The 15,444-nt window shown below is 62.5% G+C and carries 17 protein-coding genes; 10 read left to right on the forward strand and 7 right to left on the reverse strand.

The window, feature by feature from the left end:
• Position 1: 1 nt before the first annotated feature.
• The 5 genes from FHS03_RS14115 to FHS03_RS14135 form a co-directional block, all read right to left on the reverse strand.
• Positions 2-688 carry an HAD family hydrolase gene (locus FHS03_RS14115; protein ID WP_183441599.1) on the reverse strand — a complete coding sequence of 229 codons (687 nt, stop codon included), beginning with the start codon at positions 686-688 and terminating at the stop codon, positions 2-4.
• A 57-nt stretch (positions 689-745) separates the two neighbouring features.
• A complete protein-coding gene (locus FHS03_RS14120) occupies positions 746-2,062 on the reverse strand; it encodes a TolC family outer membrane protein (protein WP_183441600.1) in 1,317 nt (438 codons plus the stop codon).
• Positions 2,063-2,151: 89 nt separating this feature from the next.
• The gene (locus FHS03_RS14125; RefSeq protein ID WP_183441601.1) at positions 2,152-2,475 is read right to left on the reverse strand and encodes a rhodanese-like domain-containing protein; all 324 of its coding nucleotides are present in this window, start codon (positions 2,473-2,475) and stop codon (positions 2,152-2,154) included.
• A gap of 14 nt (positions 2,476-2,489) precedes the next feature.
• Complete coding sequence (locus FHS03_RS14130) at positions 2,490-3,143, reverse strand: protein-L-isoaspartate O-methyltransferase family protein (RefSeq protein WP_183441602.1); 654 nt, start codon at positions 3,141-3,143, stop codon at positions 2,490-2,492.
• A gap of 151 nt (positions 3,144-3,294) precedes the next feature.
• Positions 3,295-3,951: a TetR/AcrR family transcriptional regulator gene (locus tag FHS03_RS14135; RefSeq protein ID WP_183441603.1), complete on the reverse strand. Its 657-nt coding sequence runs from the start codon at positions 3,949-3,951 to the stop codon at positions 3,295-3,297.
• A 179-nt stretch (positions 3,952-4,130) separates the two neighbouring features.
• On the opposite strand from FHS03_RS14135, the gene FHS03_RS14140 reads away from it, so the two are divergent.
• From FHS03_RS14140 to FHS03_RS14175, 8 genes are all read left to right on the forward strand, one after another.
• Positions 4,131-4,475 (forward strand): helix-turn-helix domain-containing protein, encoded by a 345-nt coding sequence (locus tag FHS03_RS14140; protein ID WP_183441604.1) that lies wholly within the window; start codon positions 4,131-4,133, stop codon positions 4,473-4,475.
• The gene (locus FHS03_RS14145; RefSeq protein WP_183441605.1) at positions 4,472-5,806 is read left to right on the forward strand and encodes a type II toxin-antitoxin system HipA family toxin; all 1,335 of its coding nucleotides are present in this window, start codon (positions 4,472-4,474) and stop codon (positions 5,804-5,806) included. The genes FHS03_RS14140 and FHS03_RS14145 overlap by 4 nt, the downstream gene beginning before the upstream one ends.
• Positions 5,807-5,875: 69 nt before the next feature.
• Positions 5,876-6,775 carry a ChaN family lipoprotein gene (locus tag FHS03_RS14150; protein ID WP_183441606.1) on the forward strand — a complete coding sequence of 300 codons (900 nt, stop codon included), beginning with the start codon at positions 5,876-5,878 and terminating at the stop codon, positions 6,773-6,775.
• A gap of 149 nt (positions 6,776-6,924) precedes the next feature.
• Positions 6,925-7,710, forward strand: a complete 786-nt coding sequence (exbB, locus tag FHS03_RS14155) for a tonB-system energizer ExbB (protein ID WP_183441607.1) — start codon at positions 6,925-6,927, stop codon at positions 7,708-7,710.
• Positions 7,711-7,713: 3 nt separating this feature from the next.
• Positions 7,714-8,139 (forward strand): TonB system transport protein ExbD, encoded by a 426-nt coding sequence (exbD, locus tag FHS03_RS14160; protein WP_221208143.1) that lies wholly within the window; start codon positions 7,714-7,716, stop codon positions 8,137-8,139.
• Positions 8,136-8,936 carry an energy transducer TonB gene (locus FHS03_RS14165; protein WP_183441608.1) on the forward strand — a complete coding sequence of 267 codons (801 nt, stop codon included), beginning with the start codon at positions 8,136-8,138 and terminating at the stop codon, positions 8,934-8,936. The genes exbD and FHS03_RS14165 overlap by 4 nt, the downstream gene beginning before the upstream one ends.
• A gap of 62 nt (positions 8,937-8,998) precedes the next feature.
• Positions 8,999-11,260, forward strand: a complete 2,262-nt coding sequence (locus FHS03_RS14170; RefSeq protein WP_183441609.1) for a TonB-dependent receptor domain-containing protein — start codon at positions 8,999-9,001, stop codon at positions 11,258-11,260.
• A gap of 109 nt (positions 11,261-11,369) precedes the next feature.
• A complete protein-coding gene (locus tag FHS03_RS14175) occupies positions 11,370-11,648 on the forward strand; it encodes a YkgJ family cysteine cluster protein (RefSeq protein ID WP_183441610.1) in 279 nt (92 codons plus the stop codon).
• 216 nt (positions 11,649-11,864) lie between these two features.
• On the opposite strand, the gene FHS03_RS14180 is transcribed toward FHS03_RS14175, so the two are convergent.
• Together FHS03_RS14180 and FHS03_RS14185 are read right to left on the reverse strand one after the other, a co-directional pair.
• On the reverse strand, positions 11,865-12,188 hold the full coding sequence (locus FHS03_RS14180) for a hypothetical protein (protein ID WP_183441611.1): 324 nt from the start codon (positions 12,186-12,188) through the stop codon (positions 11,865-11,867).
• 60 nt (positions 12,189-12,248) lie between these two features.
• Complete coding sequence (locus tag FHS03_RS14185; RefSeq protein ID WP_183441612.1) at positions 12,249-12,494, reverse strand: hypothetical protein; 246 nt, start codon at positions 12,492-12,494, stop codon at positions 12,249-12,251.
• 274 nt (positions 12,495-12,768) lie between these two features.
• On the opposite strand from FHS03_RS14185, the gene FHS03_RS14190 reads away from it, so the two are divergent.
• Both FHS03_RS14190 and recQ read left to right on the forward strand, forming a co-directional pair.
• Positions 12,769-13,614: an undecaprenyl-diphosphate phosphatase gene (locus FHS03_RS14190; RefSeq protein ID WP_183441613.1), complete on the forward strand. Its 846-nt coding sequence runs from the start codon at positions 12,769-12,771 to the stop codon at positions 13,612-13,614.
• A 3-nt stretch (positions 13,615-13,617) separates the two neighbouring features.
• Complete coding sequence (gene recQ, locus FHS03_RS14195; protein WP_183441614.1) at positions 13,618-15,441, forward strand: DNA helicase RecQ; 1,824 nt, start codon at positions 13,618-13,620, stop codon at positions 15,439-15,441.
• Positions 15,442-15,444: the final 3 nt, after the last annotated feature.

Consider the following 15,444-nt stretch of genomic DNA (forward strand, 5'->3'; position numbering starts at 1 on the left):
CTTAGGCCGGCGCGGCCTCGCAATCGAAATCGCTCTCGAATTCGCGGCGCACGCTGGCCCAGCAAGCCATGTCGCCGGTGGGGATGAAACCATCGGCGGCGCCGCGCACCTTTTCGTCGTCCGACAGGGCGATCACGCGAATGCCGGCCGCCTTGGCCGCCATCACGCCGTTCAGGCTATCCTCGAAAGCCAGACACTCCTTCACATCCACCCCATGCAGGCGCGCCGCATGCAGATACACATGCGGCTCCGGCTTGCCGCGCGCGAACTGGTCGCCGCTGCACAGATGATGGAAGTGGGCGCGCAGGCCCAGATGGCGCAGCGACGCGTCGAGGATGGGCGGGCTGGAATTGGAGACCAACGATTGCGCCACGCCCAGTTGCGCCAGCCATTTGCAGAAGTCCACCGCCGCCGCCGCCGGCTCGGCGCGCCGCACATGGCGCAGCACGTATTCGATCGTGGCGCTGTACCAGTCGTGGTAGGCGGCGGGCAGCGGCGCGGACGGCGCCAGGCCAAACAGGATGCGGTAGACGCCGGGACCGTCCAGGCCGGACGGCAGCCGCAGCGGCGTTTCCAGCTGCAGGCCGTGCAGGGCACAGGCATGCACGATGGAATCCATATGAATGTCTTCGCTCTGGATCAGGGTTCCATCCAGGTCCCACAGCACCACGCTTACCGCCATTGCCATCCTCCCTCTCGCATCCATCGCATGACATAAAAAAAGGGGCCGATGGCCCCTTTGCTTTTACTTCACCAGCAGATCGTTGATCGGCTGCAGATCTTCCGGCTTCAAGGAGCCGGCCGCCGCCTTCAGGCGCAGACCATTCATGATGGTGTCGTAGCGCGCCTTCGCCAGGTCTTTCTGGGTGTTGTACAGCTGGCGCTGGGCATTCAGCACGTCGATATTGATACGCACGCCCACCTGGTAACCCAGCTTGTTCGATTCCAGCGCCGATTTGCTCGACACTTCGGCCGCTTCCAGCGCCTTGACCGTGGCCAGGCCGCTGTTCACGCCCAGGTAAGCCTGGCGCGCGTTCTGCGAAGCCTGGCGGCGCGTCGCCTCCAGATCGTTGCGCGATTTTTCTTCCAGCGAGATCGATTCGCGCACCTTGCTGGTCACGGCGAAGCCGTTAAAGATCGGCACATTCCACTGCAGGCCGATGCTGTTGTTGCGGCCGACGGCAGGATTCGGACCGCCGGTGCCGGTGCTGCGCTCGGCGCCCGCCACCAGGTTCAGGGTCGGCGCATGGCCGGCGCGGCTGCGCGAGATTTCGCGCTTGGCGATTTCGGCGTTCAGCTTGGCGCCCACCACGCCATAGTTCTGGTTCTCGGCGGCCGAGATCCATGGTTCGATACTGGCCGGCGACGGCGGCGAGATGCGCACGCCGGTGCGCAGAGTCGCCAGGGCGCCGGACGGCTGGCCGATGATCTGCTGCAGGGCGGCGCGTTTGACTTCCAGATCGTTGATGGCGGCGAATTCCTGGGCCACGATCAAGTCGTAGGCCGCTTGCGCTTCATGGGTGTCGGTGATGGTCTGGGTGCCGACCTCGAAATTGCGCTTGGCCGATGCCAGCTGCTCGGTGGTCGCCGCCTTCTGCGCCTGGGTCGCGGTCAGGTTGTCCTGCGCGGTCAGCACGTCGAAGTAAGCCTGGGCCACGCGCACAATCAGGTCTTCCTCGGACTGGGCGAAGACCGCTTCCGAAATCGATTGCTGCAGTTTGCTCTGCTGGTAGCTTTCCCAGTTGGCCCAGTTGAACAGGGGCTGCGACAGGGTCAGCTTGATGTCGCCGGAGGTGCTGTCGGACGAGGACTTGACCTGGGTGGCTTTGGGCGTGATCGTGCCATCGTTCTTCATATGGGTGCCGCTGGCATTAATCTGCGGCAGCAAGGCAGAGCGGCCCTGGGTGCTGCGTTCCCGGCCGGCGGCCAGATTGGAACGCGCGCTGGCATAGGTGGCATCGTTTGCCAGTGCCTGCTGGTACACCTGGACCAGGTCGGCCGCCTGAGCGTTGAGCGTAAACAGCGCGCTGGCGATCAGCACGGCGATAGTAGGTCTCTGCATTGCATTCTCCATTGGAGTCGTCAAAAAATAAGTTTTAGGTACTTCTTCTTGGTATAACGCTGAAACTATTCTTCGGCCGGGTACGAAACTCAGTACTTCGGCATGGCGCTGTCCACCTGCACAGCCCAGGCGTGAATGCCGCCTGTCAAATTCGTGATATTGCTGAAACCGTAGTGCTCCAACCAGGCCGCCACCTGCATGCTGCGCGCGCCATGGTGGCAGATGCAGACGATGGCGGCTTCCTCATCGAGCTCGTTGACGCGGGCCGGCACGGTATTCATCGGCATCAGGGTCGAGCCGGCGATATGGCAGGTCTCGAATTCCCAGCCTTCGCGCACGTCGAGCAGGAGCGGCGCTGGCCGGCCGCTGTCGGCCAGCCAGTCGGCCAGTTCGGGAGCAGTAAGATGCTGCATGCGTCCCGCCCGGCTTAGAAGGTGAACTGGGACGGGGTCACGGCGTCCTTCAGCGGCTTGGTGCTGGTCTCGAACAGCTTGACCGTGTCGTAGCCGGCTTCGGAAACGCGGGTGATCAGGTGGGCCGACATGACCGGCGCTTCGCCGATGATGGCCAGGATGCGGCCGCCGACCTTGACCTGCTGCAGGAAGGCTTCCGGCAGCACCGGCAAGGCGCCGGAAATGACGATCACGTCGAAAGGCGCGCCGTTGGCCCAGCCCTGGGCGCCGTTGCCCAGCTCCACCGTCACATTGGTGACGCCGTTCTCGGCCAGGGTCTTTTCCGCCTGCGCCTTCAGTTCCGGCGAGATTTCCACCGTGGTCACATGGCGCCCGCGGTGCGCCAGCAAGGCGGCCATGTAGCCGCTGCCCGTGCCGATTTCCAGCACGTTCTCATGTTTTTTCAGGCCCACATCCTGCAGGATGCGCGCTTCCAGCTTCGGCGTGAACATGGCTTCGCCGCCCGCCAGCGGGATTTCGGTGTCCACGAAGGCGATGTTTTTGTAAGCGGCCGGCACGAAATTCTCGCGTTTGACCACCGACAGCAGATCCAGCACATCCGTGTCCAGCACGTCCCAAGGACGGATTTGCTGTTCGACCATGTTGAAGCGGGCTTGTTCGATATTCATCTTTATGACTCGGTGAAGATTAGATAATCCGACATTTTAGCGTTGAACGGCTCAGACGCCCATGTTAACGATAATGCCGGGGGCCGACAGAAAATTGCGACAGTCTGCATTTTAAGGGGGCTGAACGTACAAAAACCACAAGCTTGCTCCATTATTCCCGGTCCGGCGGCCGCGGCAGCAGGCCATTCAGCGCCACATCGATCAGGGAACTCAGGTAGGCGTTGGCGTCCAAGCCCTCATGGTTTTCGCAAGGGAAGAACTTGTGCACCCACATCACCAGCATCAGCACGGGCGCCGTGAGGATGGGCATCATCACCTTGGGATCGTGGGGCCGGAATTCGCCGCGCGCGATGCCGCGTTCCAGGATGCGCATCACGAGCGCGTCGCCGCGCGCCGCCACTTCCTCGTTATAGAACGTGCTCAGCTCGGGGAAGTTGCCGGCTTCGACCATCATCAATTTGGTCAGGCCGGCAATGCGGGTCGAGCCGACCTGCTCCCACCAGCGCCACAGCATCAGGCGCAGCAGCTCGGCGCTGTGCACGTCCTCGGCGGCGGCCACGTCCAGCTCGGCCTGGCCGATGCACTCGCCGATGGTTTCGCGCACGACGGCCTTGAACAGCTCCTGCTTGTTTTCAAAATACAGATATAAGGTGCCCTTGGACACGCCCGCGCGACGCGCCACATCCTCCAGCCGGGTAGAGGCATAACCGCGCTCGACAAACAGATCGAGGGCGGCAGCCAACAGCTCTTGCGGCCGGGCATCCTTGCGGCGCTCCCAGCGCGGCTTGGTATCGGGAGGAACTTGCATAACTATAGTGTTTCGGTAACTTACTCTTGAGTCAGTTATGGTAGACCTGGGTGGGGGGAACGTCAAGCTCAGGACTAGTGTCATGCCGGAATAGGTGCACAGCTTACTACTCGTATAAATTGACCCTGCACAATCACAATGCTACTCTTTATACTCAATTTTTTCAAATGAGTACTATTATGAGCAATGCCTTGAGTGAGCTTACAAATGCACGAAAGGCCTTTGGACTGACACACGATGCGCTGGCGCAGCGCGCGGGCGTAAGCCGCATGACGGTTCAAAGAACAGAAGCCGGAAAGATCGACCCACGGCTGTCGACACTTCAGGTGCTGGCGCGTGCACTCGGCATGGATCTGATGCTGGTGCCGAAGGCGTTACGCCCAGACCTGGAGGACTTTATTCGGTCTGGCGGCCGCTTCCTCGGCCAGCCTTCCGGCATCGGCGCACCGGCGTCCTTGATCGACGAGTTGCTGCAACCCGATGAAGCCGCCAAAAAGCTTACCGCCCCCAAAGGCAGGCCATGAGCACAGCGATCCGCTACCTGCGGATGTTCCTGCACTCGCCGGATGGCGCCAAAAACCTCATCGGCTACCTATCACAGTACGGTGACATCCTGCGGGTGTCGTTCAGCGACGATTACGTCAACAATGCCGCTCGTCCCACACTCTCATTAAGTTACCTTGGTGCGAGTGAGGCCACTACGAGAGCGATTTTGAGCGCGCCGCGCGATATTCGGCTGGCGCGCAGCGACGGCAAGTGGCCGGCTTACTTCCAGAATTTGCTGCCCGAGGGGCACAACCGCGACCGGCTGGCCGCGCAGCGCGGATGCAGTCCGGATGATGAGTTCGAGCTGTTGGCCGCAGCCGGCCATGACTTGATGGGAGCGATTGAAGTTGAGCCGGTTCCCAGCGCTGAGGGTATCCCGGATACGGTTCGCCACTGGCACGCGGCGCTGGGCCTGGACGTGCTCGAACCTGGTTTCGTCGAATTCCCTGTAGAAGACGCGTCGGCGTTGCCGGGTGTCATCACCAAGTTCTCGGCGGTGCGCGAGGGCCGCCGCTATGTCGTCAAACGTCACGGCGCGGCGGGCTCATACATCCTCAAATTGCCGACCACGCGGCATCCGGACCTGGTGGCCAACGAATTCATGGGCTTCCAACTCTGCAAATCGGTGGGTCTGAACTGCGCCAACGCTTCCGTGATTTCGCGCGATGACGCGGAGCTGCCGGAAAATGTGCCGTTTGAAAACATTCTGGCGGTGGAGAGATTTGACCGCGGCCCGGGCGGTCGACGCATTCACATGGAAGAGTTCGCTCAAGTGCTGGGATATGAGCCCAAGCATAAATATGGCAAAGGGCTTCAGAAAGATTTTTCGGACATGCTGCGCATTATCGACCAGCTGTCAACCCGGCCGGCGCAGGACGTGCAGGAATTCGTCAACCGCTTCGTTACCTTCATCCTGATGGGCAATGCCGATGCCCACTTGAAAAACTGGGCCTTACGCTATCCGGATGGCATCCACCCTGAACTGGCCCCACTTTACGACCCGGTTTGCATCACAGCATTCTTCGACGGCGCATCCGAACAAGACTATGGACTCAATAGGGCGATCGACAAAACAGTGCGGGCACTCACCTGGGACGAACTCGACACAATGCTCGAAAAGGCAAAGGTAGTGCGCCGCAGCCGCATCCTGCAGCTTGCCAAAGCGGTGGTCGCCAAGGCAAAAGCGGACTGGCCGGAACTGCTCAAGGGGGCGCCGGAAAATATGCGGCGAGCGATTACTGAGCGCTTGGCCGGCGGCGTGACCTTAGCCGCAATGCCGGCTTGCGCACGCGTCAACGCAGATTTGTAAATGAGAATCATTTCTATTAAAATGCGGCCAGTTATCGTTTTTTAGCATCACCTTATAAGGCCGCAGCTCATGAAAATCCCCCTTTCCCTTGCCGCCATCCTGCCCGCCTGCGCCCTGGCCTTGAGCGCTTGCGGCAGCGTGGCGCCGGTCGCCCCTGCGGCCACCACCTTGGCGCAGGAAGTGCGCCAGACCGGCGAAATCGTCGAGCTGCGCAGCGGCCAGCGCCTGAGTCCCGAACAATTGCTGGCCCAACTGGCCGCGGCGCCGCGCGTGATCGTGGGCGAGGAGCACGACCAATTGAGCCACCACCGCATCCAGCAATGGCTGCTGGCGCAGCTGCAAGGCCAGCGGGCGCAGGGCGCGGTGCTGCTGGAGATGCTCAATCCTGACCAGCAGGCCAAGGTGGACGAGGTCAAGCCCTGGCTGCAAAGCGATCCCGTGGTGCGCTCCGAACATGTGGCCAAGCTGCTGTCCTGGCAGCCGAGCTGGAAGTGGGAGCTGTATGGCGACATGGTGATGGAAGCCATGCGCGCGCCCTACCCCGTGTGGTCGGCCAATCTGGACCGCAGCGAGATCAAGCAGCTGTTTGCCGCCCAGCCCACGCTGCAGGGCAAGCATTCCAACCTGGCCAATGCGGACAAGGTGCGCGCCCAGCAGCAACAGATCATCCGCGAGATGCACGATAATCAGATCGACGCGCCACGCCTGGCCGCCATGCTGTCAGTGCAGCAGCAGCGCGACCGCCGCATGGCCGAACGCCTGCTGGCCGCGCCCGCGCCGGCCCTGCTGATCGCCGGCGGCTACCACGCGGCCAAGGATATGGGCGTTCCCCTGCATGTGCAGGATCTGACGGGCAGCGCGCCGCCGATCGTGCTGATGCTGGCCCAGCGCGGCGCGCCCATCACCGCGCAGCAAGCCGATTTCGTGTGGTTCACGCCGGTGGCTCCTGCCGCCGCCGGCACGCAGTAAGCAGCTTGACCGTTTGACGCCGCCGGACGTCCGTTCCGGCATCTCTCCCCAGCACGCTCCCTCCGTAGCAGCCAGGTTGTTTTTGCATGCGCTTGCGCCGCCTTTGGCGCAGCCATGCCTGTTGATGTCTTTAACCTGATTCTGCTGATATGAATATCGATGTATTCCGCCGTCCGCTCGTCTGCGGTGCACTGCTGCTTTCCCTGAGTTCCGCCGCGCAGGCCGGCGCCCTGCCGCACGACCTGTCCCCGCTCGGCATGTTCCTGGCCGCCGACCAAGTGGTCAAAAGCGTTCTGATTGCGCTGCTGGCGGCGGCGCTGGCGGCCTGGGTGGTGCTGCTGGTGAAAGGCGCCAGCCTGCTCAAGGGCCAGCGCGACGCGGACCGGGCGCTGGCTTTATTGAAAGCGTCGGAGTCCTTGCCGCAGGCCGCGGCCAAGGCGCAGGACGGCGCCCAGGCGGCGCTGGCCCGCTTGCTGCTGGAAGATGTGCAGCAGGAGCAGCGCCTGTCCCATGCGCAAGCGCCGGCGGCCGCGCTGAAGGAGCGCGCGGGTTTCCGCCAGGAGCAGCTGATTGCGCAGCAGGTGCGCGCGATGGCACAGGGCATAGGCCTGCTGGCCAGCATCGGCGCGGTGGCGCCCTTCGTCGGCCTGTTCGGCACCGTGTGGGGCATCATGAACAGCTTTATCGGCATCGCCGCCAGCCAGAGCACGAACCTGGCGACGGTCGCTCCCGGCATTGCGGAAGCGCTGCTGGCGACGGCCCTGGGCCTGGTGGCGGCGATTCCGGCCGTGGTCATCTACAACCTGCTGAGTCGCGGCATCAACCACTACAAGGCGCAGTTGCGCGCCGCCTCGGCCCAGGTGCTGCTGATGCTGAGCCGCGAACTCGATCTGCGGGAAGCACCGGCGCCCGCCAATGCGCGCAAGCTGGCTTGAACCATGGCCTCCCTCTTCCCTTCCCAGGCCGACGATGCGGCCGATATGCCGGAGCTGAGCGAGATCAACGTCACGCCCTTCATCGACGTGATGCTGGTGCTGCTGATTATCTTCATGGTGGTGTCGCCGCTGGCCACCGTCGACCTGAAGATCGACCTGCCCGCCGCCACGGCCAAGCCGGAGCCGCGCCCCGACAAGGCGCTCTTCGTTTCGCTCAAGGCCGACCGCAGCCTGTATCTGGGCGAAACGCCGGTGGTGCGCGACCAACTGGGCAGCCTGCTCGACGCGCAGACCGGCGGCGACCGTCAGCGCACCCTGTTCTTCCAGGCCGACAAGCGGGCCGCGTATGAGGACGTGCTGGGCGTGATGGACGCCTTGCGCCAGGCCGGCTATCTGAAAGTGGGCCTGGTGGGCCGGGAGGGCGAGTGAGTACGCCCGCCCTGGCGCCGCGCCCGGTGCTGAGCTGGGGCATCGCCACCTCGCTGGTGGTGGCGGCCACACTGGCCCTGCTGTTATGGGCCAGCTGGCGGCCAGCCACCGTGCCGCAGTTGCAGCCGGCAGCCGCCGTGATGCTCGTCTTCGCGGCGCAAGCCATGTCGGAGGAAACGCAGCCCAGCCATGCGGTCGGCGCGCGCCAGTCGGCCGCCGCCAGCGCGGCACAGCAGCCCCCTAGTCGCAGCAGGCAGGATGCCTTGCCGGCGCTGGCGCGCGCCGCCGCGCCGCAAATCGTGGCGGCGGAAAAACCGGCGCGGCAAGAGCAGTCCAGCGTCGCGCCGCCCGAGCCGGGCAAGGACGCGCCGCAGGAAGCATCCCAGCCGGCACAGGCCAGCAGCAGCGCCACGCCGGCGCCCGCCGCCTTGCGCGGTCCGCAAGCGGCGCCTTTCAATAGCGACGCGCCTTCGTCCCATGCAGTGCAGGCCAGTTGGCAAAGCCGCGTGCTGAGTCATCTGGCCCACTTTAAACGCTATCCGCTGGAAGCGCGCCAGCGCCGCCGCACAGGCGAGGCCTGGGTACGTTTTCAGTTGGGCCGCGACGGCAAGCTGCTGGCAAGCGAATTGGTCGCATCCTCGGGCGCGGTGCTGCTGGACCGCGAAGCGCTGCAAGTACTGGAGCGCGCCCAACCCCTGCCCGTTCCGCCCGAGGCCATGCTGCGCCAGGGCACGGTGACCGTCACCTTGCCGGTGTCCTTCCAGCTCGATGCCGAAGGCCGTCCCGGCGCTGCATGACGCCATGCCCCCAATTTTTCCAGCCGCCGCCAACTCCAATAACAAACAAGTCGAGAGAAAACATGAAAACCAAAGTAATGGCGCACGCCGTGGGCGTATGCATAGCACTGTTAGCGCAGCAGGCGGCTGCCCAGACGCAGGACAGCGGGAACGGCAAAGTAGAATTCTCACCGCTGAACGTTTCGGGCGAGGCCATCGAGGTTGACCAGCAAGCGCTGGAGAAGCCAGGCGCCTTCAGTTCGCGCGGCGCCGATACGCGCCTGCAGCCGGTGGACCAGATCCTGCGCGGCATGCCGGGCACTTTCACCCAAATCGATCCGGGCCAGGGCGCCATCAGCGTCAACATCCGTGGCCTGTCCGGCTTTGGCCGGGTCAACACCATGATCGATGGCGTGACGCAGAACTACTACGGCAGCGCGCCGTCTGAAGTGGCGCACGGCAGCGTGCCTAGCAGCCAGTTCGGCGCCCTGATCGATCCCAACTTTATCGTCGGCGTGGACGTCTCGCGCGGCAACGCAAAGGGCAGCGATGGCGTGAATGCTCTGAGCGGCAGCGCCAATTTCCGCACCATCGGCGTGGACGATGTGGTGTTCACCGGCGAGAAGACCGGCGGACGCACGAAGCTCAGCACCGGCAGCAATGGCGTGGGTCGCAGCGCCATGCTGGCGGCGGGCATCAAGCTGCCGGCCTTCGAGGGCGGCAGCGTGGGCTTCATGGCAGCCACCAGCGCCAGTGTAATCGGCAGCAACTACAAGAACGCAAAGGGTGTGAACAGCGAAGAATTCGGCTTCGGCTACAACCAGTACTACCGGCAAAAACCCAAGTCGCAGCTGCTCAAGCTCGATATGAAAGTCAACAATTTCCACGCGCTGGAGCTGTCGGCGCGCGACTACCGCAACAGCTTCACGCGGCGCGATATCAAGAGCGACGACTACTATCTGAAATACCACTACACGCCGTTCTCTGAGCTGATCGACTTGAACATAGTGGCCAGCCGCAGCCGGGGCAACCAGAAATACATGCCGGGAGCTTTGATCAATTTCATCAACACCAACGCGGCCAACAGCGCCGATGCCTTCGACATCAACAACACCAGCAGCTTCCGCTTCGGCGGCGGTGACGTGCTGCTGACGCTGGGCGGCAAGGTCATGCGCAACAAGTACAGCAAACATGTGGAAAGCCTGGTGCACGATCCCGACAATCCCCTCGCCAACCAGCAGTCGATCGAGAATAATACTTTCGGCCCGGAGGGCAGGCAAAAGATCGACAGCCTGCATGCGGGCCTGCAGTACAACCACGGCATCTACCAGATCAACGCGGGCCTGAACTACACCAGCTTCACGCTGAGCGGATACAAGCCGGCCTGCGACCCGCGCGTGCAGTGCTTCCCGCAAGGCGCGGCGCAGATCGCGCTCAAGGAACATGGCGTCCAGCCTTCGCTGCTGGTGTCGGCCCAGGTCAAGCCCTGGTTCCAGCCTTTCGCCAGCGCCGAGCGCACCATGCGCGGCCCTAATCCGCAGGAAGTGTTCTTCTCCAACGATGGCGGGGCTTCGATGAATCCCTTCCTGAAGGGTGAGAAATCGGCCACGTACCAGTTGGGTTTCAACTCCAGCATGCACGGCTTGCTGGCGAAGGACGATGCGCTGAACTTCAAGGTGCTCTACTTCCGCAGCAAGATCGACGGCTTTATCAACAGCCAGTCCTTCCTGGTTTGCCGGGGCGGGCGCAAGTGCAATATCGCCGAAGTGATCGCCACCAACTGGGCCACGCTCGACGATTACATGACGAATATGTACATCTACGTCAACTCGCCGACACCGGTGCGTTCGCGCGGCGTGGAACTGGAGGCGCAATACCAGTTTGGCCCAAGCTATGCACGTCTCTCCTACACGCGCAGCAAGACCACCCAGCCCACCTCGATTGCGAGCAGCTGGTTCGGCGCCAGCGATATCAGCGAGCTGCCCAATGTGTACTACACCCTCGATCTGGGCACGCGTCTGCTGGACAACAAGCTCGAAATGGGCGCCCTGGTCCAACACACCGGTTCGAACCGCCGCTTGTCGCCCGATAACGAGGCGGACGAGGTGACTGGCGCAACCATGACGGTGGTGAATCCGAAGATTCCAGCAGTGGTGGACCTGTATGCCAGCTACCAGATGAGCAAGAACCTGTTCCTGCGCCTGTCCGTGCAGAACGCGATGAACAAGGACTTCTCGGAAGCCCTTAACCGTCTGAACTCGATACCCTCGCAGTCGAGCGACAATAAGCCGCTGAGCACAGCGCGTGGCAGGACTTATCTGGCGGGGCTGGAATACCGCTTCTGATTCACACCGCCCCGATGCCGGATCGGCAATTCCGGCAGGCAGTCTGGCCGACTGGCATAAAATACCGCTTCACCGCGCAGTGCCGCGCGGGATGCCATATTTTCAAGCCATGACTGCCTCCACCTCTACCCTCGACTGCCGCTCCGGCTGCGGCGCCTGCTGCACCGCGCCTTCGATCACCACCCCCATTCCCGGCATGCCGCTGGGGAAGCCGGCGGGCGTGCGCTGCATTCAGCTGGACGAAGACCAACGCTGCCTGATCTTCGGCCAACCCGGGCGGCCCGCGTTTTGCGGTGGCTTGCAGCCCTCGGCTGACATGTGCGGCTCCAGCCGCGAACATGCGATACGCTGGCTGGATGAGCTGGAACGCGCCACGGCGCCAACCTGAATTCCCAGCACTCAAGCTAAGTGAAAGGCAAGACGCCTTTGCGCAAAATCAAACAATGTCCAACCCTGGTGTCAGGCACCGCGGTCGGACATTGTTTGCGCTATATCAAGGAATGTCACACCCTGGTGCCTGACACCAGGGTGTGACATTTTTTGATGCAGATCAAACGAAAAAAACCCGTGCCTGAGAACACGGGTTTTTTTGAGGTGCGGAGGATTATTTGGCTGGGGTCGCGGGGGCGGCTTTGGCTTCTTTGCTTTCAGCTTTGGCTTCGGCTTTCACTTCCTTGCCTTCGGCTTTTTCGGCTTTGTGCGCCTTGGCTTTTTTGCCGTGACCTTCGGCTTTGACTTCCGGCTTGGCTTCGGCTTTGACTTCGGCGCCGGCGGCTACCTTGCTGTCTTTGGCTTCGACTTTGCTTTCCACTTTAGCCGCGGCTGGTGCGGCGGCTGGCGTGGCTGGGGTGGTGCTTGGGGCTGGAGCAGCGGCGAAAGCAGCGGTGGCGAACAGGCCGGCGATCAGGGTAGCGATGGTCTTTTTCATGGTGTTGTCCTTTAAAGTATGCGGTTCAGGTATTCGGTTGTCGGTTTTGTGTACTGCGAATTACTTGGTGGCCGGTGCGCTGGCTTTCTCTTCGGCTTTGACTTTCTCTTCGGCTTTCGCTTTCTTGTGGTGCTTGGCGGCTTTGTGTTCTTTGCTGTCGGCTTTGACTTCCTTGCCATCGGCTTTGGCTGCGGCGACGGGGGCGGAGGCAGCGGCGGATGCGGAGGCAGACGCGGGGGCAGGGGCTTGTGCAAATGCGGCGGTAGCGAACAAACCAGCGATCAAGGTAGCGATGACTTTCTTCATTTCAGAGTTCCTTTTAAGTTTGTTTATCTAGTGCACTAATTCCCGTGTCACTGAGCAAGAAACGCGACCCGGTTTCGACCAGTTGACGGCTTTTACAAGCGCTTACAACTCAACTAATCTGCTTACATTTGGCTGTGCCAGCGCAAAACCGGGCTGGGGAACGGGGACTACGCTTGAGTTGAATGCCGGCGCATAGGCCGCTCGTGGTAAGCTTCGTGCCCGCGCCCCCGACTGTCCGCGCGCGCTCCCCACCGAACTGCTAATCAAATACACAATGGATATTATTTTTGCGCTGAAGGCTCTGGTGATGGGCCTGGTAGAAGGCTTTACCGAATTCCTGCCGATTTCTTCGACCGGCCACCTGATCCTGGCCGGCAGCCTGCTCGACCTGCAACGCAATGTATCGAAGGAAGTGATCGACGTCTTCGAGATCGTGATCCAGGCCGGCGCCATCCTGGCCGTGTGCTGGGAATACCGCGCGCGCATCGCTTCCGTGCTGTCCGGCCTGACCAGCGATCCCAAGGCGCGCAAATTCGTATTGAACCTGATCGTGGCCTTCCTGCCGCTAGCCATTCTGGGTCTGCTCGTGGGCAAGCATATTAAGGCGGTGCTGTTCAAGCCGGTGCCGGTGGCGCTGGCCTTCATCATCGGCGGCTTCGTGATCCTGTGGGCCGAGCGCCGCGCCAAGACCAATCCAACGGCGGTGCGCATCCATTCGGTGGAAGACATGAGCGTCAGCGACGCGCTGAAAGTGGGCTTCGCCCAGGCCTTCGCCCTGATTCCCGGCACCAGCCGTTCCGGCGCCACCATTATCGGCGGCATGCTGTTTGGCCTGTCGCGCAAGGCGGGCACCGAGTTCTCCTTCTTCCTCGCCATCCCTACCCTGCTGTGCGCCACCTTCTACTCGCTGTATAAGGAGCGCGCGCTGTTGTCGGCCGATCTGACCGGTTTCTTCAGCATCGGCACGGTGGCGGCCTTCATTTCGGCCTTCCTCTGCGTGCGCTGGCTGCTGCGTTATATCAGCTCGCACGACTTCACGGCGTTTGCCTGGTATCGCATCGTCTTCGGCGTGGTGGTCATCGTGACTTCGTATACCGGCATGGTGGCTTGGGTAGATTAAGCAATGAATAGTCAGGACACCGGCGCACGCGCCCTTCATCTGCTGCAGACCGTATTCGGCTATCCAGCCTTCCGCGGTCAGCAGGCGGAGATTGTCGAGCATGTTGGCAATGGCGGCGATGCGCTGGTGCTGATGCCAACCGGCGGCGGCAAGTCGCTGTGTTACCAGATTCCGGCCATGCTGCGCGATGGCGTGGGCGTGGTGATCTCGCCGTTGATCGCGCTGATGCAGGACCAGGTCGACGCGCTGGCCGAGGTGGGCGTGCGCGCGGCCTTCCTGAATTCGACCCAGACCTACGAGGAAGCGGCGCGCATCGAGCGCCTGGTGCGCACCGGTCAGATCGACCTGGTCTATATCGCGCCGGAACGCCTGATGACGCAGCGCTGCTTCGATCTGCTGCAGGATTCACCGATCGCGCTGTTCGCCATCGACGAGGCGCACTGCGTCTCGCAGTGGGGCCACGACTTCCGTCCCGAATACATCAAGCTGTCGGTGCTGCACGAGCAGTTCCCGAACGTGCCGCGCATCGCGCTGACGGCAACGGCCGACCAGCAGACGCGCGCCGAAATCGCGCACCGCCTGCAGCTGGAAGACGCGATGCAGTTCGTGTCCTCCTTCGACCGGCCGAATATACGCTACCAGATCGTGGAGAAGGCCAACGGCCGCAAGCAGCTGCTGGACTTCATCACCTCCGAGCATGGCGGCGACTCCGGCATCGTCTACTGCCTGTCGCGCAAGAAGGTGGAAGAGACAGCCGAATTCCTCAACGAGAACGGCATCCGCGCCATGGCTTATCACGCCGGCATGGAGCATGCGAAGCGCGCCTCGAACCAGTCGCGTTTCCTGCGCGAAGAAAATATCGTGATGGTGGCGACCATCGCTTTCGGCATGGGCATCGACAAGCCGGACGTGCGCTTCGTGGCCCACCTCGATCTGCCGAAGAGCATCGAGGGCTATTACCAGGAAACCGGCCGCGCCGGCCGCGATGGCATGCCGGCCAGCGCCTGGATGGCGTATGGCTTGCAGGACGTGGTGCTGCAGCGGCGCATGATCGACGAATCAGAAGCCGACGAGAATTTCAAGCGCGTGCTGGGCACCAAGCTCGATGCCATGCTGGGCCTGTGCGAAACGCTGAGCTGCCGCCGCGTGCGGCTGCTCGATTATTTCGGCGAGCAGGCCTCGCCTTGCGGCAATTGCGATACCTGCCTGATTCCGCCGGTCTCCTTCGACGGCACGGTGCCGGTGCAGAAGCTGCTATCGGCCATCTATCGCGTGGACCAGCGCTTCGCGGCCGGCCATGTGATCGAGGTGCTGCGCGGGGTCGAGACCGATCGCATCAAGACCTGGCATCACGATTCGCTGTCGGTGTTCGGCATCGGCGCCGACCGCAGCGAGCAGGAATGGCGGGCCATTCTGCGCCAGGTGATCGCGCTGGGCCTGGTGACGGTCGACCATGAGCAGTTCAGTTCCTTGAAGCTGACCGACGCGGCGCGCCCGGTGCTGAAGGGCGGCCAGAAGGTGCAGCTGCGCCAGTACCAGAAGCCGGTCAAGCAGAAGCGCGCGGCCTCGGTGCCGAAGGGTTATGTGGAAACCGACCTGACGGCGCAGGAACAGGCCATCTTCGACAAGCTGCGCTGGTGGCGGGTGGAGACGGCGCGCGCCCACAGCGTGCCGGCCTATGTGATCTTTGTCGATGCCACCTTGCGCGAGATCGCCAAGGCCCAGCCTACCTCGCTCGACCAGATGCGCGGCATTTCCGGCGTGGGCGAGAAAAAACTGGCCTCCTATGGCGAGGAAATCGTGGAGCTGATCAACGCGATGCTGTAAGCC

The sequence above is a fragment of the Pseudoduganella violacea genome, from assembly GCF_014191875.1.
Classification (GTDB): domain Bacteria; phylum Pseudomonadota; class Gammaproteobacteria; order Burkholderiales; family Burkholderiaceae_D; genus Rugamonas; species Rugamonas violacea_A.